Origin of the sequence: Escherichia sp. WS1450 (assembly GCF_046487395.1) — a bacterium.
In the GTDB taxonomy this organism is placed as follows: domain Bacteria; phylum Pseudomonadota; class Gammaproteobacteria; order Enterobacterales; family Enterobacteriaceae; genus Escherichia; species Escherichia coli.
Map to the genome: position 1 here is coordinate 1 of NZ_JBJQJO010000040.1, position 21,176 is coordinate 21,176.

Consider the following 21,176-nt stretch of genomic DNA (forward strand, 5'->3'; position numbering starts at 1 on the left):
TCAGGGGTGAAAGTACGTTTGGTTTTCTTGTTCATTAAGTCACCTGTTTTGTGTTGTGGTGAGGATATCACCTTTAATCAGGTGGCCAAATTTACTGTGCCACTACAAACCTCTTCTTCCAGGCCATATGCCGTCACCTGCGGCTCATCATCACCCAGGCATATAAGGTGCGTTAATAACGCTTTGAACGGCATATCACCCTGACCTGAAATACAGGCTTTATGACCCAGGCCACCCTCTTCTTTAACGATCAAGGCATCTTTGATATGGACCTGGGTAATATGCGGTGCCATCGTTTTTAAAGCGTCGATGGGATGCTCATTTGCATTGATCATGTTCGCAAAATCAAACAGTAAGGAAAGAGATTCCATCTCACTTTCTTTGACCAGCGACACCAGCTCATGGCTTTTTAAATCTTCATGCTGTTCGATCGTAAAAGTCAGGCCGCTGTCCTGATACGTTTCCCGTACATAGGCAATGTCGTTAGCGATGATCGATAATACGTCGCGCAAATTACCTTCATAACGTGGATAAAAACGTACGGACGATGCCCCAGTTTTCAACGCAATGGCGACGGCTTCGTCAATAGATGCCTTATCTGAAGCGCTGGTTTCAATATGAATATCAAGGTTCAGACGGCGGGCTTTATCCCCAAAGGCAGAGAGTTCTTTATCGTCCATATTACCAAGAGAAAAACGCTCGCCATCCAGAACATGGATTTTGACGCCACGTAGATTATTTTCACTTGCGATATCAAGTAAATCAGCAGGCAACACTCTTTCCAGCCGCATATTTAAATGAAAGGCATAAGCATGTAAATAAAGAGGAAGAGTGTCGACACGTTGTAGAATCTTTCTTGCGTTATTTATTGTCACCATAAAACACCTACAGATTAATGATGAGGTCTACGGCCTCAAATCGCCAATATTCAATATCTATCTGGACAATATTGCCTTGCTGGTCGGCGCGATGCTTTTCAATTAAGATCGCTGGCATACCCGCAGAACCGCCAAGATACTTGCTGATATCGCCCGGCATTCTGACGGGTTTGAAAATCAATTTTTTTACTACCGTCTCTTTTTGGTAGCACTTTTCCCAGACTGCAGAAAATGAGTGGTTTTCAAGTTGTTCAATAAAACCCGGAGCAACTTCAGGATTAATATATGTTTCGTGATAGAAAACTTTATGTCCTTCCAGCGCCCCCCAGCCGGTGATGCGATAGAGTTCAGTTGATGGTGTCACTGCAATCAGTGGCGCGAGCGTCTCGGGAATATCGCTGGTACGTTTTTTCTCGGTAAACCCCCAGGAAGGCTCTCGTCCTTGCTCAATTGCGGCCCGCTGAAAGCTCGCTGACAGCTCCGGACTGTAATTAAATCGCGGCTGGGTCACGAACCACCCCTTACGATCCTTACGGAAGATTTTGGATTCTGCCTCGAGGTTCAACAACGCCTGGCGCAGCGTCATACGTTTAATGCCCAGCAGTTCTCCCAGCTCTCTTTCTGAAGGGAGTTTTCCACCCGGCGTGGTGATGCCATCTTTCAACCACCGATCCAGTTTCTCTTTTGCATTTTCTACGGTGGATTGATTCTCCGCCATTGTTTAATCCTTTTGGTTTAAACCAGATGAAGCATCTTACGCTTACACCAAAAAAGAAAGCAATTAACGGTGTATGACTTTGCAGATAATTGTGACAAAGCTCTCTATTGACGTAATCACAGACTTATAAGGGAGATACTCGCATTGGTGTGCGCTCACGACAGGTAAAAAAAAACCTGCCAGCGATGGCAGGTTTTTTATGACTGAAAAGCGAAATTAATCGTCTTTCGGTGCGCGGTTGGCGCGGCGACGATCGTTTTCCGTCAGGTGACGTTTACGAATACGGATAGAGGTCGGAGTCACTTCTACCAGTTCGTCATCATCGATGAACTCCAGAGCTTGTTCCAGAGTCATGCGGATAGGCGGAACCAGAACAACGGCTTCGTCAGTACCGGAAGCACGCATGTTGGTCAGTTTCTTACCGGTCAGGCAGTTTACAGTCAGGTCGTTAGAGCGGCTATGAATACCGATAATCTGACCTTCGTAAACTTCTGCACCGTGACCGAGGAACAGCTTACCGCGATCCTGCAGACCGAACAGCGCGAACGCTACCGCTTTACCCTGACCGTTAGAGATCAGTACGCCGTTCTGACGCTGACCCACTTCACCCGGACGTACGTCGTCGTAGTGGCTGAAGGTGGAGTACAGCAGACCAGTACCGGAAGTCATGGTCATGAACTCAGAACGGAAGCCAATCAGACCACGGCTTGGGATCACGTAGTCGAGACGTACGCGGCCTTTACCGTCTGGATTCATGTTTTTCAGGTCGCCTTTACGTTCGCCCAGCGCCTGCATCACAGAACCCTGATGCTGTTCTTCAACGTCCAGCGTCACGTTTTCATACGGCTCTTGTTTACGACCGTCGATTTCACGGAAGATTACTTTCGGACGGGATACCGCCAGTTCGAAACCTTCACGACGCATGTTTTCGATAAGAACAGACAGGTGCAGTTCGCCACGACCAGAAACGCGGAACGCATCGGCGTCTTCGGTTTCTTCTACGCGCAGCGCAACGTTGTGTACCAGTTCTTTGTTCAGACGATCCAGGATCTGACGAGACGTTACGAACTTACCTTCTTTACCGCAGAACGGCGAGGTGTTAACGCAGAAGAACATAGAAACGGTCGGCTCATCAACGGAGAGTGCCGGCAGCGCTTCAACGTTTTGCGTGTCGCAAACGGTGTCAGAAATGTTCAGTTCGCCCAGGCCCGTGATCGCCACGATATCGCCAGCTTCCGCCAGATCGGTTTCAATACGTTCCAGACCGAGGTGGCCCAGCACTTTACCGACTTTCGCGTTACGGGTTTTGCCTTCGCTATCGATGATAGTGACCTGCTGGTTCGGCTTCACTTTACCGCGCTTGATGCGGCCAATGCCGATAACGCCAACATAGCTGTTGTAATCGAGCTGAGAAATCTGCATCTGGAACGGACCGTCAAGGTCAACGTCCGGCGCAGGAACGTGGTCAACAATCGCCTGATACAGCGGGGTCATGTCTTCCGCCATATCTTCGTGGTCCAGACCCGCGATACCGTTCAGCGCAGAAGCGTAAACGATCGGGAAGTCCAGCTGCTCGTCGGTCGCGTCGAGGTTAACGAACAGATCGAATACCTGATCCACAACCCAATCAGGACGCGCGCCAGGGCGGTCAACTTTGTTGATAACAACAATCGGCTTCAGGCCGTAAGCAAACGCTTTTTTGGTTACGAAGCGCGTTTGCGGCATCGGGCCGTCAAATGCGTCAACCACCAGCAGCACTGAGTCTACCATGGACATTACACGTTCAACTTCACCACCGAAGTCGGCGTGCCCCGGGGTATCAACGATGTTGATACGGTAATCATTCCATTTGATAGCGGTGTTTTTCGCGAGGATGGTAATCCCACGCTCTTTCTCCAAATCGTTGGAGTCCATCACGCGCTCTTGGGTTTCGGCACGAGAGTCGAACGTACCGGATTGTTGGAGCAGCTTGTCTACCAGGGTGGTTTTACCATGGTCTACGTGCGCGATGATGGCGATATTACGCAATTTTTCGATCACAACTTTGCCTCAGGCATTAGAAATAGCGCGTTATTGTACACGGATTAATCGCACTACAAAACAGGATCACAAACATCCTCCGCAAACAAGTATTGCAGAGTCCCTTTGTGATCGCTTTCACGGAGCATAAAAAGGGTTATCCAAAGGTCATTGCACCAATATGGTGCTTAATGTTTCCATTGAAGCACTATATTGGTGCAACATTCACATCATGGTGCAGCCCTTTTGCACGATGTTAAGCATGATAACGCCTTTTAGGGGCAATTTAAAAGTTGGCACAGTTTTCGCTTTATCTTTTTTACGGCGACACGGCCAAAATAATTGCAGATTTCGTTACCACGACGACAATGACCAATCCAGGAGAGTTAAAGTATGTCCGCTGAACACGTACTGACGATGCTGAACGAGCACGAAGTGAAGTTTGTTGATTTGCGCTTCACCGATACCAAAGGTAAAGAACAGCACGTCACTATCCCTGCTCATCAGGTGAATGCTGAATTCTTCGAAGAAGGCAAAATGTTTGACGGCTCCTCGATTGGCGGCTGGAAAGGCATTAACGAATCCGATATGGTGCTGATGCCAGACGCATCCACCGCAGTGATTGACCCGTTCTTCGCCGATTCTACCCTGATTATCCGTTGCGACATCCTTGAACCTGGCACCCTGCAAGGCTATGACCGTGACCCGCGCTCTATTGCGAAGCGCGCTGAAGATTACCTGCGTTCCACTGGCATTGCCGACACCGTACTGTTCGGGCCAGAACCTGAATTCTTCCTGTTCGATGACATCCGTTTCGGATCTTCTATCTCCGGTTCCCACGTTGCTATCGACGATATCGAAGGCGCATGGAACTCCTCCACCCAATACGAAGGTGGTAACAAAGGTCACCGTCCGGCAGTGAAAGGCGGTTACTTCCCGGTTCCGCCGGTAGACTCTGCTCAGGATATTCGTTCTGAAATGTGTCTGGTGATGGAACAGATGGGTCTGGTGGTTGAAGCCCATCACCACGAAGTAGCGACTGCTGGTCAGAACGAAGTGGCTACCCGCTTCAATACCATGACCAAAAAAGCTGACGAAATTCAGATCTACAAATATGTTGTGCACAACGTAGCGCACCGCTTCGGTAAAACCGCGACCTTTATGCCAAAACCGATGTTCGGTGATAACGGCTCCGGTATGCACTGCCACATGTCTCTGTCTAAAAACGGCGTTAACCTGTTCGCAGGCGACAAATACGCAGGTCTGTCTGAGCAGGCGCTGTACTACATTGGCGGCGTAATCAAACACGCTAAAGCGATTAACGCCCTGGCAAACCCGACCACCAACTCTTACAAGCGTCTGGTCCCGGGCTACGAAGCACCGGTAATGCTGGCTTACTCTGCGCGTAACCGTTCTGCGTCTATCCGTATTCCGGTGGTTTCTTCTCCGAAAGCACGTCGTATCGAAGTACGTTTCCCGGATCCGGCGGCTAACCCGTACCTGTGCTTTGCTGCCCTGCTGATGGCCGGTCTTGATGGTATCAAGAACAAGATCCATCCGGGCGAAGCCATGGACAAAAACCTGTATGACCTGCCGCCGGAAGAAGCGAAAGAGATCCCACAGGTTGCTGGTTCTCTGGAAGAAGCACTGAACGAACTGGATCTGGACCGCGAGTTCCTGAAAGCCGGTGGCGTGTTCACTGATGAAGCGATCGATGCGTACATCGCTCTGCGTCGCGAAGAAGATGACCGCGTACGTATGACTCCGCATCCGGTAGAGTTTGAGCTGTACTACAGCGTCTAATAGTTGAAGTTGTACTACCCGGCGCAACAACGCCGGGATTTAGTTGCCGTGGAAACTTTCAGCCCATCTCTGCATGGGCTTTTTTCTCCGTCAATTCTCTGATGCTTCGCGCTTTTTATCCGTAAAAAGCTATAATGCACTAAAATGGTGCAACCTGTTCAGGAGACTGCTTTATGGCAACAGGCACGCAGCCCGATGCTGGGCAGATCCTCAACTCGCTGATTAACAGTATTTTGTTAATCGATGACAACCTGGCGATCCATTACGCCAACCCCGCCGCGCAACAACTGCTCGCCCAAAGCTCCCGCAAATTGTTTGGTACGCCGTTACCGGAACTGTTGAGCTACTTCTCATTAAATATCGAGCTGATGCAAGAAAGTCTGGAGGCGGGGCAAGGCTTTACCGATAACGAAGTGACGCTGGTCATCGACGGGCGCTCGCATATCCTTTCTGTGACGGCCCAGCGTATGCCGGACGGCATGATCCTGCTGGAGATGGCTCCGATGGATAACCAGCGCCGCTTAAGTCAGGAACAGCTACAGCACGCCCAGCAGGTTGCTGCCCGTGATTTAGTGCGCGGCCTGGCACATGAGATTAAAAATCCGCTTGGCGGTTTACGGGGCGCGGCGCAGCTGCTCAGCAAAGCATTACCTGACCCGTCACTACTCGAATATACCAAAGTGATTATCGAACAGGCGGACCGGCTGCGAAATCTGGTCGACCGTCTGTTGGGGCCGCAGCTGCCCGGTACGCGCGTTACCGAAAGTATTCATAAAGTGGCTGAACGCGTGGTGACGCTGGTGTCGATGGAACTGCCGGACAACGTGCGGTTGATTCGTGATTACGACCCCAGCCTGCCGGAACTGGCGCACGACCCGGATCAAATTGAGCAAGTGCTCCTGAATATTGTGCGCAATGCGCTACAGGCGCTGGGGCCAGAGGGTGGTGAAATCATTCTGCGTACCCGCACAGCTTTCCAACTGACCTTACACGGCGAGCGTTATCGGCTGGCGGCGCGAATTGATGTGGAAGATAACGGGCCAGGTATTCCGCCTCATTTGCAGGATACGCTGTTTTACCCGATGGTCAGCGGCCGCGAAGGTGGCACCGGGCTTGGCTTATCCATCGCCCGTAATTTGATTGATCAGCATTCAGGCAAAATTGAATTTACCAGTTGGCCAGGTCATACCGAGTTCTCGGTTTACCTGCCTATCAGGAAATAAAGGTGACGTTTATGCAACGAGGGATAGTCTGGGTAGTCGATGACGATAGTTCCATCCGTTGGGTGCTTGAACGTGCGCTCGCTGGAGCGGGTTTAACCTGTACGACATTTGAGAACGGCGCGGAGGTACTGGAGGCGCTGGCGAGCAAAACGCCGGATGTGCTGCTTTCAGATATCCGTATGCCGGGAATGGACGGGCTGGCGCTGCTCAAGCAGATTAAACAGCGCCATCCGATGCTTCCGGTCATCATTATGACCGCACATTCCGATCTGGATGCTGCCGTCAGCGCCTATCAACAAGGGGCGTTTGATTATCTGCCCAAACCGTTTGATATCGACGAAGCCGTGGCGCTGGTTGAGCGCGCCATCAGCCATTATCAGGAACAGCAGCAGCCGCGTAATGTTCAGCTTAACGGCCCAACGACCGATATCATCGGCGAAGCGCCAGCCATGCAGGACGTGTTCCGGATTATCGGTCGGCTTTCGCGTTCTTCTATTAGCGTGCTGATTAACGGCGAGTCCGGCACCGGTAAAGAACTGGTCGCTCATGCCCTTCATCGCCACAGCCCGCGAGCCAAAGCGCCATTTATCGCGCTCAATATGGCGGCTATCCCGAAGGATTTGATCGAATCCGAACTGTTTGGTCACGAGAAAGGCGCGTTTACCGGCGCGAATACCATTCGTCAGGGGCGTTTTGAACAGGCTGATGGTGGCACATTATTCCTCGATGAAATTGGCGATATGCCGCTGGATGTGCAGACGCGTTTGCTGCGCGTGCTGGCAGACGGTCAGTTTTATCGCGTTGGCGGCTATGCGCCGGTGAAAGTGGATGTGCGGATTATCGCTGCCACTCACCAGAATCTTGAACAGCGGGTGCAGGAAGGTAAGTTCCGTGAGGATCTGTTCCACCGCCTGAACGTTATCCGCGTTCATCTGCCGCCGCTGCGTGAGCGTCGGGAAGATATTCCCCGCCTGGCGCGCCATTTTTTACAGGTTGCCGCGCGCGAACTGGGCGTAGAAGCGAAGTTGCTGCATCCGGAAACCGAAGCCGCGCTGACGCGTCTGGCGTGGCCAGGCAACGTGCGCCAGCTGGAAAACACCTGTCGCTGGCTAACGGTGATGGCCGCCGGGCAGGAAGTGTTGATTCAGGATTTGCCCGGTGAACTGTTTGAATCAAACGTACCGGAAAGCACTTCACACATGCAGCCGGACAGTTGGGCAACACTGTTAGCACAGTGGGCAGATCGGGCGCTGCGTTCCGGTCATCAAAACCTGCTTTCCGAAGCACAGCCAGAGCTGGAACGGACGTTACTGACCACCGCGCTGCGACATACGCAGGGGCATAAACAGGAAGCGGCGCGGCTACTCGGCTGGGGGCGTAACACTCTGACGCGGAAGTTAAAAGAGCTGGGGATGGAGTGATTCACGGCTTGTGTGTAAAGATTGATTATTGAGCGCAAATTGCTGGTATTTTGCGCTTTACTGTTCCGATAAGTTCAGTATGATCTTGCCCGGAAAACGGGGAGAGTCATTATGCTGGAATCAATAATTAATCTGGTATCGAGTGGCGCAGTTGACAGCCACACACCGCAAACTGCCGTTGCTGCCGTGCTGTGTGCCGCAATGATTGGGCTGTTTAGTTGAGTTTCAGATTGCTGATGAAGTGCTCTTTGTTCATGCCGGATGCGGCGTGAACGCCTTATCCGGCCTACAAAAGCAATATTTTCAACAGGTTTTGTAGGCCTGATAAGCGTAGCGCATCAGGCAATCTTGTTCTCAGCACATTGATGGCGCTTTCGTTTTCTACTTTGTAAACGAAGCGCCATTCACTATTTAAATCACCCGTGAGAACTGCTGCATCCGCGCTTTCTGGCGCAGATAGGTATCAAAGCACATGCAAATGTTGCGGATCAGCAAGCGACCTTTCGCCGTCACCTGAATCCCCTTCTCATCCACATCCACCAGCCCATCTTTTGCTAACGGGGCGAGCAGCTTGAGATCTTCCGCAAAGTAATCAGCGAAGTGCAAATCCCACTGTTTCTCAATAGGGGCGTAATCCAGACGGAAGTTGCAGATGAGCGACTTAATCACATCGCGGCGAATACAGTCATCACGCGTTAGCGCAATACCACGCCACAGCGCATTGCCTTGTTCATCCACTTGCTGATAGTACTGCTTCAACTCTTTCTGGTTCTGCGCGTAGCAGTCGCCAATCATGCTGATGGCGGAAACGCCCATCCCCAGCAGATCGGTATCGCCCTGAGTGGTGTAGCCCTGGAAGTTACGATGCAGCACGCCTTCACGCTGGGCCACCGCCAGCTCGTCATCCGGACGGGCAAAGTGATCCATACCGATAAACTGATAGCCCGATTGCGTCAGGAAGGCGATGGTTTCCTGCAGGATATCGAGTTTTTGCTGCGGACTCGGCAAGTCAGCATCTTTGATTTTGCGCTGAGCAGCAAAAATGGTCGGCAAATGCGCGTAGTTAAAGACGCTCAGACGATCGGGGTTCAGCTCCGCCACACGTTTCAGGGTAAAAGCGAAACTCTCCGGCGTCTGTTTCGGCAGGCCGTAAATCAGGTCGATGTTGGTGGAGGTAAAACCAATCTCACGCGCATGGTTAAGCAGTGCAAAGATGAACTCTTCATCCTGCTCGCGGTTAACCAGACGTTGCACTTCTTTGTTGAAGTCCTGCACGCCCATGCTCAGACGATTAAAGCCCTCGGCGCGTAAATGATCGAGTACATCCAGTTCGATTTCGCGCGGATCGACTTCGATCGAAATCTCCGCATCGGCATTGAACTGGAAGTTTTCGCGCAGCAGCTTCATCAGACGGCTGATTTGCGCTTTGTTCAGATACGTCGGCGTACCACCGCCCCAGTGCAGCTGGCTCACCTTGCGCCCGGCAAAAAGCGGTGCACGATGGACGATTTCTTGCTCCAGCGCGTCCAGATACTGATCGGCCTTGTGCTGCTGGCGAGTAACAATCTTATTGCAACCGCAGAAGTAACAAAGCTTATGGCAGAACGGGATATGTACGTAGAGAGATAATGGACGCTCAGGATAGCGCGCCACGGCTTGTAAAAACGCCTGTTCGCCGAAGTCTTCTGAAAACTCCAGCGCGGTCGGGTACGAGGTGTATCGTGGCCCGGAATAGTTATATTTCTGGATCAGGGCCAGATCCCAGTCGATTTGCTGTACAGACATGCTCACTCCTTCCGATGGCGTCTCTGGCGGCTACGGCGTACCGGCGGATGCCCGTTTCGGGTCATCAGCCGGTTGCGCAGCCACTTTTGTCGCCGCGACAACCGCTGTAGTTTAACGAATAACCACACCAGATAACATATAACCGGAAGGGTTATCAGCAGAACGGGAAGGCCCACGGCGGCAATCCGTTAGTTGCCCCGCAGCAGACGCATCATGTCTTCTTGCTTCTCGTCTTCTTCCTCTTCTTCGTCATCGTCATAAGAGAGGCCGAGCTTCTGCATCAACTCATCAATACGATCCAGCTTGGCATCCACCCAGGATTGCTCTTCGGCGCTCAGGGTTTCGCCTGCTTCCAGACGTTCCAGCAGCGCATCCAGACGCTCATCCGTTTCCAGTAACTCCAACTCCGCCTGCGGTGAAAGCATAGGTTTCTCACTCTTCGGTTTGTGCTGTTTGGTGACTTTTTCAGTCACGCCCAATGGAATAGGGGTTTTACTGCCAATACGTGGATCTTTCGGTGCGTTCTGGCCTTTGCTGCCTGACGTGGTGTTACCGCCCGCTGCGCGGCTGCCCGGCGCATGACCACGACGTTTTTTCTGACGCTTACGGTCACGAGCTTCCTGATCCAGCTCCTCGCGTGTTTTTCGACGCGCTTTTGCATGACCTTTGCTGCGTGAGTTTGAAGATGATGGTTTCATAATGGTTCGTCTTTTAGCCGTTTTATTCAGTATAGATTTGCGGCGGAATCTAACAGAAAGCAAGCAAAGAAAAAAGGCGACAGATTACTCTGTCGCCTTTTTTCCTGACTCATAACCCTTAACGGGTCTTACAATCCTTGCAGGCCGCCAACACACCCTGTTTTTCCATTAGCCGGAACAATCCGTGTTGATTCCATTTCCGTTTAATTACGTCTCCGGACGTTTGTCTTCCTGACAATCCTCTGTCTTCGCCTCCTGGCGCTCCTGACCCTCATCCTGAGTCATTGTTCCTGTTAGCGTCCTCGCTCTATGGGTGCTACTTTACGCCTTTGCTTTAAACAAACAATCAACCGCCATCAGTATTTGCACATTTTCAGAGTTTTATATAAAAGCAATTAACTGATTTATATAGCTTATTTGACATGCATCGCAGAATTTTCTCTGCTATTTCGCATAAAGACTATCGGCAATGTCTCACAAAGCGTATGGCTTTTACTTACAACGCTCACGCCGAAAAATCCGCCTTTTATTATGGTTCAGGTATAATCGCCGCAAAGCTTTGACTGACGGAGACGACCGCTTTGACTAATTTGAATTATCAACAGACGCATTTTGTGATGAGTGCGCCTGATATTCGCCACTTACCTTCCGATACCGGAATTGAAGTGGCTTTTGCAGGCCGTTCCAACGCAGGTAAATCCAGCGCGCTGAACACGCTGACTAACCAGAAAAGCCTGGCGCGGACCTCAAAAACCCCAGGGCGCACCCAGCTTATCAACCTGTTTGAAGTGGCTGACGGCAAGCGTCTGGTTGACTTGCCCGGCTATGGCTACGCGGAAGTCCCGGAAGAGATGAAGCGCAAATGGCAGCGCGCGCTCGGCGAATACCTCGAAAAACGTCAGAGCCTGCAAGGTCTGGTGGTGCTAATGGATATTCGCCATCCGCTGAAAGATTTGGATCAGCAGATGATTGAGTGGGCGGTAGACAGCAATATCGCCGTGCTGGTGCTGCTGACCAAAGCGGACAAACTGGCAAGCGGCGCACGTAAAGCGCAATTGAATATGGTGCGTGAAGCGGTGCTGGCGTTTAACGGTGATGTGCAGGTTGAAACGTTCTCTTCACTGAAGAAACAAGGCGTGGACAAGCTGCGGCAGAAACTGGATACCTGGTTTAGCGAGATGCAGCCTGTAGAAGAAACGCAGGACGGCGAATAATTTTCTTGCCTTAATGCTTGTGCCGGATGTGGCGTATCCGGCCCGTAAATTCAATAGATTACACTTCTACCGTTGGCCTGATAAACAGGGCGCATCAGGCATTACGGAGCTTTTCTTTCGCCCAATAAAAAACGCCCCAGTCATTACTGACTGGGGCGGCTAAAATATTCAGCCAAATCCGATTACGTGAAGTAAAAGGTCTGAAAGATAGAACATCTTACCTCTGTACCCTACGCGACTAACTTTACTCTTTTTTGTTCAGTTCAGAAAGCACTTTTTGTAATTTTTTTTCAGTTGTTGCATAGGAATTTCTAATAGCCATCACAAAACGTGACAGCTTATGTTGCTTACTTACGAAAAAAGGGCATGTTCAGGCGAATCTTAGTGCGCCTGATCCCAGTTTTCGCCACTCCCCACTTCCACCAGCAACGGCACATCCAGACGGGTACAGTTTTCCATCAGTTGATGAATCTGCTTCGCGACGGCATCGACATCATCTTTATGAACTTCAAATACCAGTTCATCGTGTACCTGCATGATCATACGCACACGCGGTTGCTCAGCCTGTAGCCACGCATCAACGGCAATCATCGCCCGTTTGATAATGTCGGCGGCGGTTCCCTGCATTGGCGCGTTAATGGCTGCACGTTCAGCCGCTGCACGACGAGCACCATTGCTGGATTTGATATCCGGCAGATACAGACGGCGTCCGTCCAGTGTTTCAACGTAGCCCTGCTCTTTCGCCTGAGCACGGGTGCGTTCCATATACTCCAGCACGCCAGGGTAGCGTTCGAAGTAAAGGTCCATGTACTTCTGCGCTTCTTTACGTGGAATGTTCAATTGCCGCGCCAGACCGAAAGCACTCATGCCATAAATCAGACCAAAGTTGATCGCTTTCGCGCTACGGCGTTGCTCGCTGGTGACGGTTTCCAGTGGCAAACCAAACACTTCTGCCGCCGTAGCCCGGTGGATATCTTTTCCTTCCGCGAATGCGGTCAGCAAGCCTTTGTCACGCGAGAGATGCGCCATAATGCGCAGTTCAATCTGCGAGTAGTCCGCCGAGACAATCACATAATCCTCTGGCCCAATAAACGCCTGGCGGATACGACGACCTTCTTCGTTACGCACCGGAATGTTTTGCAGGTTAGGATCGGTTGACGATAAACGTCCCGTTGCAGTTACTGCCTGGTGATAAGAGGTATGTACACGCCCGGTTTTCGGGTTGATCATCAGCGGCAGCTTGTCGGTGTAGGTCGATTTCAGCTTCGCCAGACCACGATACTCCAGAATCACTTTTGGCAACGGATAGTCCAGCGCCAGTTCTTCCAGTACCTCTTCCGACGTTGACGGCGCGCCACCCGGCGTTTTCTTCAGCGGTTTAATTCCCTGTTTTTCAAACAGAATGGTTTGCAACTGCTTGGTGGAGGAAAGGTTAAACTCCTCACCTGCAATTTCATGCGCTTTCTTTTCCAGCTCAGCCAGACGAAGAGTGAGCTCTTCAGAATGATTGTGCAGCACTTTCGGATCGATCTTCACACCGTTACGTTCAATGCGTGAAAGCACCGGCACCAGCGGCATTTCGATATTCTCGAAGACGTTCAACGGCCCTTTGTGTTTTTGCAGATCCGGCCACATTTTCAGATGCAACTGCAAGGTGACATCCGCATCTTCGGCGGCGTAACGTCCGGCCTCTTCGAGGGCAATCTGGTTAAAGGTCAGTTGATTTTTGCCTTTACCCGCAATCTCTTCAAAAGTGATGGTTTTGTGCTTCAACCAACGTTCCGCGAGGCTGTCCATATCGTGACGCCCGGCAACGCTATTGAGAATGTAGGACTCCAGCATGGTATCAAACGCAATCCCACGCAGCTCAATTCCGTAATTCGCCAGAATACCGCGGTCGTATTTCAGGTTTTGCCCGACCTTCAGCGCCTTTTCATTTTCCAGCAACGGTTTTAGCAACTCGAGTGCACGCTCGCGAGAGATTTGATCGGGCGCATCAAGATAATCATGAGCAACCGGAATATATGCCGCTACGCCTGGCTCGATAGCAAAAGAAAGCCCGACCAGGTTGGCAGAGATGTTATCGAGGCTGTCGGTTTCGGTATCAAATGCAAATACTGGCGCTTTTTCCAGCTTCGCAATCCACGCTTTCAGTGTTTCTTCATCAAGGATGGTGACGTAGTTGTCATAAGAAATCACCGTTGCCGTCACTTCTGGCGCTTCGTCTGCAACACTGGTTTCCTGCGGCCTGGCTGCGGGTTTCGCCCCTTTAGCCTGTAACCATTTGCCCGCTTCGACATCAGCAGTCCAGCGTTTGAACTCATACTTTTTGAACAGCCCCAACAACTCTTCCGCCGCCGGTTGCTGCACTTCCAGTTGTTCACAGGTCAGCTCCAGTTCAACGTCGGTTTTAATCGTCGCCAGCTGGTATGAGAGATAAGCAACTTCTTTGTTTTGCTCGAGCTTCGCTGCCATTGTTTTCGCGCCACGGAAGCTCAACCCAGCAATTTTTTCTGGCTCGGCATACAGCGTATCCAGTCCGCCAAGACCTTGCAGCAATGCCTGCGCGGTTTTTTCACCGACGCCCGGTACGCCAGGGATGTTATCAGAGGAGTCACCCATCAGCGCCAGGAAGTCGATGATCAGTTCTGGCGGCACGCCGTACTTATTCACCACCTCTTCCGGGCCGAGGATGGTATTCGTCATGGTATTGATAAGCGTAATATTTGGCGTCACCAGCTGCGCCATATCTTTATCGCCAGTGCTGATCAGCACCGGACGCCCGGCTTTTTCGGCTTCCCGCGCCAGAGTACCGATAACGTCGTCCGCTTCTACGCCAGAAACCGCCAGCAGCGGCAGTCCCATCGCTTTAACCATCGCGTGCAAGGGTTCGATTTGTGCACGCAGATCGTCCGGCATTGGCGGGCGATGTGATTTGTAATGTTCAAACAGTTCATCACGAAAGGTTTTTCCCTTGGCGTCAAAGACCACCGCTGCATGCGTCGGTTTATATTGCATGATCAGACTGCGCAGCATGTTGAGGACACCATACATCGCACCGGTCGGCTCGCCTGCGCTGTTAGTCAGCGGGGGAAACGCGTGATATGCGCGATAAAGATAAGATGAACCATCTACAAGGATAAGTGGATTTTGGGGGATCTGAACCATAATGTCCGTGCCTGTTTATCAGATTATGGGTAAAGGATGCCACAGACAGGATGAAAACATGAGTTTTTCACCGCTTTTCGTGAAAATCTTTTGTAGATCTTCTGGATCGCTCGCAAATCGTCATGTGGATAACTTTGTGCATAAATTATTTACATCGCTTTTAATTTATTATCATGCTTTTTACAGCATGATGTTTGTCTTTGTTTTTCATGAAGTTAAAAATAAGACCATCCCTAATAATTGAGATGATGGGATTTTTTCTAATGTGGATAGATATGAATTATTTTTCTCCTTAAGGATCATCCGTTATTTGGGTCGTTTTCTGCTAAAATCTGCGCCTTGCGCTTCTTTAGCGCACTGTCTATGGCTAACTTTTTGAATAAATTCATTATGACGAGAATACTCGCTGCGATAACCCTTTTGCTGAGTATCGTATTGACCATTTTGGTCACTATTTTTTGCTCCGTCCCGATCATCATTGCCGGGATTGTAAAACTATTGCTTCCTGTGCCAGTCATTTGGCGAAAGGTTTCGCGTTTTTGTGATTTTATGATGTATTGCTGGTGTGAAGGTCTGGCGGTATTACTGCATTTGAACCCACACCTGCAATGGGAAGTTCACGGGCTGGAAGGGTTAAGTAAGAAAAACTGGTATCTGCTTATTTGTAACCACCGTAGTTGGGCAGATATTGTCGTACTGTGCGTGCTGTTTCGTAAGCACATTCCGATGAATAAATATTTCCTCAAGCAGCAGCTGGCCTGGGTGCCTTTTCTTGGCCTGGCATGCTGGGCGCTGGATATGCCGTTTATGAAGCGTTATTCCCGCGCTTATTTATTACGTCATCCGGAGAGACGTGGTAAAGATGTTGAAACTACTCGGCGTTCTTGTGAAAAGTTTCGCCTGCATCCCACCACCATTGTTAATTTCGTTGAAGGCTCCCGTTTCACGCAAGAAAAACATCAGCAAACGCACTCCACTTTTCAAAACTTGTTGCCACCAAAGGCGGCAGGCATTGCGATGGCGCTAAATGTACTGGGTAAACAATTCGATAAACTGCTTAATGTTACGCTATGTTATCCGGACAATAACCGTCAGCCGTTCTTCGATATGTTAAGCGGTAAACTGACGCGAATTGTCGTACATGTGGATTTACAGCCTATTGCCGATGAGTTACATGGCGACTACATCAATGACAAAAGCTTTAAGCGCCATTTTCAGCAATGGCTGAACTCACTGTGGCAGGAAAAAGACCGACTTCTGACGTCGTTGATGTCATCACAGCGTCAGAATAAGTAAGTTTTACTCGCCTCTGAATGAGCAGAGGCGAGTGAGTATTTTAATGAACAAAACGTCCGGCACGAGACATAAATTCTTCTTCGCTCATTTCCTGTCCGTTAAAAACAACTTTACCCGGTGTATAACGCAGTTGCAGCGAGGCGGTATTGTTGTCAATCGTGATTAACTGAAACATCTGACCTAATGTCATCATCCCGCTGATTTGTTTATCAGCCCGCTTTTGCGCTTTTTCAGCATCCATTCCTTCAGATAAATTAAGCTGTTTTGCGGTTTCTGTGACGACATTAAGCGGTAACTTCACATCAAAATTGAGCGATTTAATATCTTTGTTTGTGGATGATGAGGATTTGGCTGGGTCGGCAATACTGATATCCAGATTGGCATTTAGTTCGCCGAGTGCATTCTTCCATCTTACCGGTTGTTTAATGGTCGGCTCACTTTTTTGTAATAACGGTAAATACTCTTTGAACAATGCAGCATTCACTTCTTGCAGAGCAACTTCATCGTTTGCTAACTCAGGGTGTGCAGCAAGCTGCTTCTGCATCGCAATGTTATACTGGATGATAAATTGGCGCACTGCTGAGGGATCAATAGATTCAGCAATCAATGACCACTCACCACTACCGAGTTGCTGATTCCCTTTTGTTAACTTATCAAGTTCGTAGGTCAGATTGACATTGATATAATCTTTGTCTTTAACGCGATCCAGCCTGGTTTTTGCAACGAAAGCATCGATTTGGGCAACGTCTTCCCCGTGATTGATAATGTTAATCTGATTAAAATTCGACTCGCTTTCACCAACCGGAAATTTCTTTTCTTCTAATCGCGCCAGAGAATCAATGGTAAAACTTTTTGCCGTTACTTTGTTCATTGGTGATAATTGCAGAACAATATCTTCGACTTTGCCTTCAATATCCAGGTTAGACAATGAACTACCATCACCATTAAAAGTAAACTGGCCCTCACCAAAAGAAAACTTTCCATACTCTGCAGGGGCAACATCTAATGTCGTAGAGAATGAGCCACCAAACGCGAATCGCAATGTCGCTTCCACGGGCGATTTATTTTTCGCGGCGATAAATAGCGGTTGTGTCAGTTCATTATTCACTAAGTTCACTTTTGCCGCTGCCAGTGCGGGGATGACATTACCACGCATTAACATTGTGATGGGCAACGGACCGTGCTCAACATCCACATCAAATGCAACTTTCTGGCCTGGCTTGATATTGAGATCGGGTGCACCGTTATCAAATGTTATTTGCATTTGAAAATGAGAATTAAAAAAGCCTTTGTCAAAGTTTTTATAACTTAACGTCATATCGCAGGCATGTTCACCTTTCTTTTTAGCATCGTTAAAATCTTTAATAAACTTTTCGACACCAGGCTGAATTTGCGTACCTGTGTACCATGTGCCACCACCCCAGATTACGGCTAACGCAACAATAACACCTGTAGCTGACTTACGTATCATATAAATATTCCCTGATAAAACAGCAAAACTTTGAATATCCACTTATGCTGAAATAATGTCCAGCGGCAGGATGCATTATCAGAATGTATTTATATTTATTAAATAATAAAAAAAGCCCGTGAATATTCACGGGCTTTATGTAATTTACATTGAATTATTTTTTCTCGGACAGATATTTCACCGTATCAGCATACTGCTGAACAAAAACATCCATATTGCTGGTATCCATACCCTGCGGATTCAGCTGATATTTACCGTTAACAAACATCGCCGGAACGCCACGCAATTGCACGTCAGCTGCAGCTTTTTCCTGCTGAGCGACCAGGGATTTCACCACGAAGCTGTTCCACGCCGCGTCGTACTCTTCACCTTTAATACCTGCGTTGATAAATACATCGCGGATATCAGATGCTGAACGAATGGTCTGGGTTTTCTGTACGCCTTCAAACAGCGGAACAGTGACTTTGTCTTCCACGCCCAGTGCCATCGCCACTGCCCATGCCTGAGTCAGATCTTTGCCCAGGTCACCACCCATGAAGTTGACGTGGTATTTAGTCATCTTCACGCCTTCCGGCAGTTTTTTCTTCACGTTATCAGAAATATGCAGAACTTCTTCAAACTGATAGCAGTGCGGGCAGAAGAAAGAGAAAAACTCCAGCACTTGCGGCGCGCCAGCAACTGGTTTTTCCAGGGTAGTGTACTGTTTACCATCTTCATACTGCGCCGCCGATGCGCTAAACGCTAAAACTAAACCAGCCAGCGCCAGCCAAATCTTTTTCATGATCTACTCTCTCCGATTAATACATAGGTGTTAATTGCAAAGGGGGTTCTTGTAGAACTTTTGCCTGTTCTATAAAAGTCGCCGTCTGTCGCAGCCAGTAATCTTCCCCGGTTAACCACGGGAAATTTTTCGGGAACGCGGGATCAGCCCAACGCCGCATCAGCCAGGCAAGATAATAAACCAAACGCATGGCGCGTAAAGGTTCAATCAGTCCGATTTCAGCGGTGTCGAACTCGCTAAATTCTTCATAAGCTTCAATAATAGTTTCCAGTTGCATCCGCTGCTCGGCTTTATCGCCATTGAGCAACATCCACAAATCCTGAACGGCTGGACCATTACGTGCATCATCCAGATCAACAAACATTGGACCATCGCGCCAGAGGATATTACCGGCGTGGCAGTCTCCATGTAGCCGCAGAACGGTGAAATCTTCCCGCCAGTGTGCTGTAACGGCGGCGATCAGCTCATCTGTCGCTTTCAGGAATGCCGCTTTCAACCCGGAAGGTATCAGTGTAGCGTCCTCAAACAGCTTGCGAGGCTCAATGAGATATTCATTCAGACCGATGGTCGGGCGATGGATAAAAAGCTGTTTGCGCCCCGTCTGATGCATACGCCCTAAATAACGCCCAACCGCTTCCATCTGACCGATATTATCAGCTTCGAACTGGCGACCACCGACGCTTGGAAAAACAGCGAAATAAAATCCCTGATGATTCAATAAAGTCTGACCGTTAAAGGCCACAGGCGCTGCGACCGGAACTTCATCGTTAACCAGCTGCAACGCAAATTGATGTTCTTCGAGGATTTGATCGGCTGTCCAACGTTCAGGGCGATAAAATTTGACGACAAAACGTCGACGATCTTCGTCCTGAAATTGATAGACACGGTTTTCATAGCTGTTAAGCGGGGTAAGACCGGAATCCACCCGGATCCCTTGCTCAAATAGAGCATCCATGATGGTATCCGGGTGTAGTGTCTGGAAAGTAAAAGCGCTGTTGTTCATCCCATCATCCGGAAAACATTACGAATGATGAAGGATATCATTTCACGATGATTTTGGTGGCGCCGCTTACAAGCTTTTACTCTTTAATTACGCCGCGAGCGCGTAACAGCGCCGTTTTGAAATCTTCTTCATAATCTTTCTGCAAACCCGGGATCACCGCATCTTTCGCGGAATCACGCATTTTCAGATGATAGATCAGAATGTCATCCGTCAAATCCGCCAGTTCGCCGTCAAAACCTGACTCTTTCGCCAGTTTCTGCAAAAATTGCAGCAGGTTAAGGTCTGGCTCTTTTTGCCAGGCTGGCTGGAGGAGTTCAATAACTTCATTCAGACGTTTACATTTCATAGTAATGCTCCTTACTCTTGAGACAGACACGTTAGCAGGGTCAATCCCACAATAAAAGAGGCGATATCGGTGAATCTGATGACGACGATAACAGGCGTTGTGCTGGCGGGCGGTAAAGCCAGACGAATGGGCGGCGTAGATAAAGGATTGCTTGAATTAAACGGCAAACCGCTGTGGCAACATGTCGCTGACGCGCTTATGACGCAGCTCTCGCACGTCGTGGTTAATGCCAATCGTCATCAGGAAATCTATCAGGCAAGCGGTCTGAAAGTGATTGAAGATTCACTGGCGGATTACCCAGGCCCTCTGGCAGGAATGCTTTCAGTAATGCAGCAGGAAACGGGGGAGTGGTTTTTGTTTTGTCCGTGCGATACGCCTTACATTCCCCCTGATTTAGCAGCCCGGCTTAATCATCAGCGCAAAGAGGCACCTGTCGTGTGGGTCCACGACGGTGAACGCGATCACCCGACTATTGCTCTGGTAAACCGCGCAATTGAGCCTTTATTACTGGAATATCTGCAAGCAGGAGAACGCCGGGTAATGGCATTTATGCGTCTGGCTGGCGGTCATGCGGTTGATTTCAGCGATAATAAAGATGCATTTATTAACGTGAATACGCCAGAGGAGCTTGCCCGATGGCAGGAAAAACGATGATACCGTTACTCGCCTTTGCCGCGTGGAGCGGCACTGGAAAAACTACGCTGCTGAAAAAACTGATCCCGGCATTATGCGCCAGAGGGATCCGTCCAGGGCTGATTAAGCATACGCACCATGATATGGATGTTGATAAACCGGGCAAAGATAGCTATGAGCTGCGCAAGGCTGGCGCGGCACAAACCATCGTTGCCAGCCAGCAGCGATGGGCCTTGATGACGGAAACACCAGACGAAGAAGAGCTGGATCTACATTTTCTCGCAAGTCGAATGGATACCTCAAAGCTGGATTTGATTCTGGTCGAAGGGTTTAAGCATGAAGAGATCGCAAAGATTGTGCTTTTTCGCGATGGAGCCGGACATCGACCGGAAGAATTAGTGATAGACAGACATGTTATTGCTGTAGCCAGTGATGTGTCACTTAATCTTGATGTCGCGTTACTGGATATTAATGATGTTGGGGGGCTGGCTGATTTTGTGGTGGAGTGGATGCAAAATCAGGACGGATAAGCAAGAGTAGGCTGGATCAGACGCAGCCAGCGTCGCATCCGGCCTTCTTCTGCTCCAGCGCAAAAAGGCCATCCTGACGGATGGCCTTCTGCTTAATTTGATGCCTGGCAGTTCCCTACTCTCGCATGGGGAGACCCCACACTACCATCGGCGCTACGGCGTTTCACTTCTGAGTTCGGCATGGGGTCA

At 49.6% G+C, this 21,176-nt stretch carries 17 protein-coding genes, 1 rRNA gene and 2 pseudogenes; 8 read left to right on the plus strand and 12 right to left on the minus strand.

Annotated elements, in window-relative coordinates; genetic code table 11:
- Positions 1-107 precede the first annotated feature (107 nt).
- The 3 genes and pseudogenes from ACJHYR_RS25315 to typA all read right to left on the minus strand — a co-directional run.
- A pseudogene (locus ACJHYR_RS25315) lies at positions 108-878 on the minus strand (sugar phosphate isomerase/epimerase family protein); the annotation flags it as partial.
- 7 nt (positions 879-885) lie between these two features.
- Positions 886-1,596 carry a GntR family transcriptional regulator gene (locus ACJHYR_RS25320; protein ID WP_001550345.1) on the minus strand — a complete coding sequence of 237 codons (711 nt, stop codon included), beginning with the start codon at positions 1,594-1,596 and terminating at the stop codon, positions 886-888.
- A gap of 216 nt (positions 1,597-1,812) precedes the next feature.
- On the minus strand, positions 1,813-3,636 hold the full coding sequence (typA, locus tag ACJHYR_RS25325; RefSeq protein WP_000570668.1) for a ribosome-dependent GTPase TypA: 1,824 nt from the start codon (positions 3,634-3,636) through the stop codon (positions 1,813-1,815).
- 372 nt (positions 3,637-4,008) lie between these two features.
- On the opposite strand from typA, the gene glnA reads away from it, so the two are divergent.
- From glnA to ACJHYR_RS25345, 4 genes are all read left to right on the plus strand, one after another.
- Entirely contained in the window at positions 4,009-5,418 is a 1,410-nt protein-coding gene (gene glnA / locus ACJHYR_RS25330) for a glutamate--ammonia ligase (RefSeq protein WP_001271717.1), read from the plus strand.
- 173 nt (positions 5,419-5,591) lie between these two features.
- Positions 5,592-6,641, plus strand: a complete 1,050-nt coding sequence (glnL, locus tag ACJHYR_RS25335) for a nitrogen regulation protein NR(II) (protein ID WP_000190577.1) — start codon at positions 5,592-5,594, stop codon at positions 6,639-6,641.
- Between the two features lie 11 nt (positions 6,642-6,652).
- On the plus strand, positions 6,653-8,062 hold the full coding sequence (glnG, locus tag ACJHYR_RS25340) for a nitrogen regulation protein NR(I) (RefSeq protein WP_001315107.1): 1,410 nt from the start codon (positions 6,653-6,655) through the stop codon (positions 8,060-8,062).
- Between the two features lie 111 nt (positions 8,063-8,173).
- Positions 8,174-8,284 (plus strand): YshB family small membrane protein, encoded by a 111-nt coding sequence (locus ACJHYR_RS25345; protein ID WP_000893994.1) that lies wholly within the window; start codon positions 8,174-8,176, stop codon positions 8,282-8,284.
- 189 nt (positions 8,285-8,473) lie between these two features.
- Here ACJHYR_RS25345 and hemN read toward each other — a convergent pair whose 3' ends face one another.
- The 3 genes and pseudogenes from hemN to ACJHYR_RS25360 all read right to left on the minus strand — a co-directional run bounded on the left by hemN (position 8,474) and on the right by ACJHYR_RS25360 (position 10,830).
- Entirely contained in the window at positions 8,474-9,847 is a 1,374-nt protein-coding gene (gene hemN / locus ACJHYR_RS25350) for an oxygen-independent coproporphyrinogen III oxidase (protein ID WP_032353147.1), read from the minus strand.
- Positions 9,848-10,035: 188 nt separating this feature from the next.
- A complete protein-coding gene (gene yihI, locus ACJHYR_RS25355; protein ID WP_001295266.1) occupies positions 10,036-10,545 on the minus strand; it encodes a Der GTPase-activating protein YihI in 510 nt (169 codons plus the stop codon).
- 118 nt (positions 10,546-10,663) lie between these two features.
- Positions 10,664-10,830, minus strand: a pseudogene (locus ACJHYR_RS25360) (hypothetical protein).
- Between the two features lie 296 nt (positions 10,831-11,126).
- On the opposite strand from ACJHYR_RS25360, the gene yihA reads away from it, so the two are divergent.
- On the plus strand, positions 11,127-11,759 hold the full coding sequence (yihA, locus tag ACJHYR_RS25365) for a ribosome biogenesis GTP-binding protein YihA/YsxC (protein ID WP_000183349.1): 633 nt from the start codon (positions 11,127-11,129) through the stop codon (positions 11,757-11,759).
- Positions 11,760-12,140: 381 nt separating this feature from the next.
- On the opposite strand, the gene polA is transcribed toward yihA, so the two are convergent.
- Positions 12,141-14,927, minus strand: coding sequence for a DNA polymerase I (gene polA / locus ACJHYR_RS25370; protein ID WP_000250024.1), 2,787 nt, complete (start codon positions 14,925-14,927; stop codon positions 12,141-12,143).
- A gap of 363 nt (positions 14,928-15,290) precedes the next feature.
- On the opposite strand from polA, the gene ACJHYR_RS25375 reads away from it, so the two are divergent.
- A complete protein-coding gene (locus ACJHYR_RS25375) occupies positions 15,291-16,223 on the plus strand; it encodes an acyltransferase (protein WP_001306659.1) in 933 nt (310 codons plus the stop codon).
- 40 nt (positions 16,224-16,263) lie between these two features.
- Here ACJHYR_RS25375 and ACJHYR_RS25380 read toward each other — a convergent pair whose 3' ends face one another.
- From ACJHYR_RS25380 to ACJHYR_RS25395, 4 genes are all read right to left on the minus strand, one after another.
- Positions 16,264-17,694 carry a YdgA family protein gene (locus ACJHYR_RS25380; protein WP_072837586.1) on the minus strand — a complete coding sequence of 477 codons (1,431 nt, stop codon included), beginning with the start codon at positions 17,692-17,694 and terminating at the stop codon, positions 16,264-16,266.
- Positions 17,695-17,848: 154 nt separating this feature from the next.
- Positions 17,849-18,475, minus strand: coding sequence for a thiol:disulfide interchange protein DsbA (gene dsbA / locus ACJHYR_RS25385; RefSeq protein WP_000725337.1), 627 nt, complete (start codon positions 18,473-18,475; stop codon positions 17,849-17,851).
- A 16-nt stretch (positions 18,476-18,491) separates the two neighbouring features.
- Positions 18,492-19,478 carry a stress response kinase SrkA gene (gene srkA, locus ACJHYR_RS25390; protein ID WP_059328129.1) on the minus strand — a complete coding sequence of 329 codons (987 nt, stop codon included), beginning with the start codon at positions 19,476-19,478 and terminating at the stop codon, positions 18,492-18,494.
- A gap of 76 nt (positions 19,479-19,554) precedes the next feature.
- Entirely contained in the window at positions 19,555-19,824 is a 270-nt protein-coding gene (locus ACJHYR_RS25395; RefSeq protein WP_001295263.1) for a YihD family protein, read from the minus strand.
- A gap of 69 nt (positions 19,825-19,893) precedes the next feature.
- Between ACJHYR_RS25395 and mobA the strand changes: the two genes are divergently transcribed.
- Together mobA and mobB are read left to right on the plus strand one after the other, a co-directional pair.
- Positions 19,894-20,478, plus strand: coding sequence for a molybdenum cofactor guanylyltransferase MobA (mobA, locus tag ACJHYR_RS25400; protein ID WP_001052184.1), 585 nt, complete (start codon positions 19,894-19,896; stop codon positions 20,476-20,478).
- A complete protein-coding gene (gene mobB / locus ACJHYR_RS25405; protein WP_000907617.1) occupies positions 20,460-20,987 on the plus strand; it encodes a molybdopterin-guanine dinucleotide biosynthesis protein MobB in 528 nt (175 codons plus the stop codon). The genes mobA and mobB overlap by 19 nt, the downstream gene beginning before the upstream one ends.
- A gap of 102 nt (positions 20,988-21,089) precedes the next feature.
- Here mobB and rrf read toward each other — a convergent pair.
- Positions 21,090-21,176 (minus strand): 5S ribosomal RNA (gene rrf, locus ACJHYR_RS25410); the annotation flags it as partial.

What these genes read in the sequence shown, in the direction of transcription:
- ACJHYR_RS25320 (WP_001550345.1), bottom strand. Translation starts at nt 1,596, where the DNA reads ATGGCGGAGAATCAATCCACCGTAGAAAATGCAAAAGAGAAACTGGAT.
- glnA (WP_001271717.1), top strand. Translation starts at nt 4,009, where the DNA reads ATGTCCGCTGAACACGTACTGACGATGCTGAACGAGCACGAAGTGAAG.
- glnL (WP_000190577.1), top strand. Translation starts at nt 5,592, where the DNA reads ATGGCAACAGGCACGCAGCCCGATGCTGGGCAGATCCTCAACTCGCTG.
- glnG (WP_001315107.1), top strand. Translation starts at nt 6,653, where the DNA reads ATGCAACGAGGGATAGTCTGGGTAGTCGATGACGATAGTTCCATCCGT.
- ACJHYR_RS25345 (WP_000893994.1), top strand. Translation starts at nt 8,174, where the DNA reads ATGCTGGAATCAATAATTAATCTGGTATCGAGTGGCGCAGTTGACAGC.
- hemN (WP_032353147.1), bottom strand. Translation starts at nt 9,847, where the DNA reads ATGTCTGTACAGCAAATCGACTGGGATCTGGCCCTGATCCAGAAATAT.
- yihI (WP_001295266.1), bottom strand. Translation starts at nt 10,545, where the DNA reads ATGAAACCATCATCTTCAAACTCACGCAGCAAAGGTCATGCAAAAGCG.
- polA (WP_000250024.1), bottom strand. Translation starts at nt 14,927, where the DNA reads ATGGTTCAGATCCCCCAAAATCCACTTATCCTTGTAGATGGTTCATCT.
- ACJHYR_RS25375 (WP_001306659.1), top strand. Translation starts at nt 15,291, where the DNA reads ATGGCTAACTTTTTGAATAAATTCATTATGACGAGAATACTCGCTGCG.
- ACJHYR_RS25380 (WP_072837586.1), bottom strand. Translation starts at nt 17,694, where the DNA reads ATGATACGTAAGTCAGCTACAGGTGTTATTGTTGCGTTAGCCGTAATC.
- dsbA (WP_000725337.1), bottom strand. Translation starts at nt 18,475, where the DNA reads ATGAAAAAGATTTGGCTGGCGCTGGCTGGTTTAGTTTTAGCGTTTAGC.
- srkA (WP_059328129.1), bottom strand. Translation starts at nt 19,478, where the DNA reads ATGAACAACAGCGCTTTTACTTTCCAGACACTACACCCGGATACCATC.
- ACJHYR_RS25395 (WP_001295263.1), bottom strand. Translation starts at nt 19,824, where the DNA reads ATGAAATGTAAACGTCTGAATGAAGTTATTGAACTCCTCCAGCCAGCC.
- mobB (WP_000907617.1), top strand. Translation starts at nt 20,460, where the DNA reads ATGGCAGGAAAAACGATGATACCGTTACTCGCCTTTGCCGCGTGGAGC.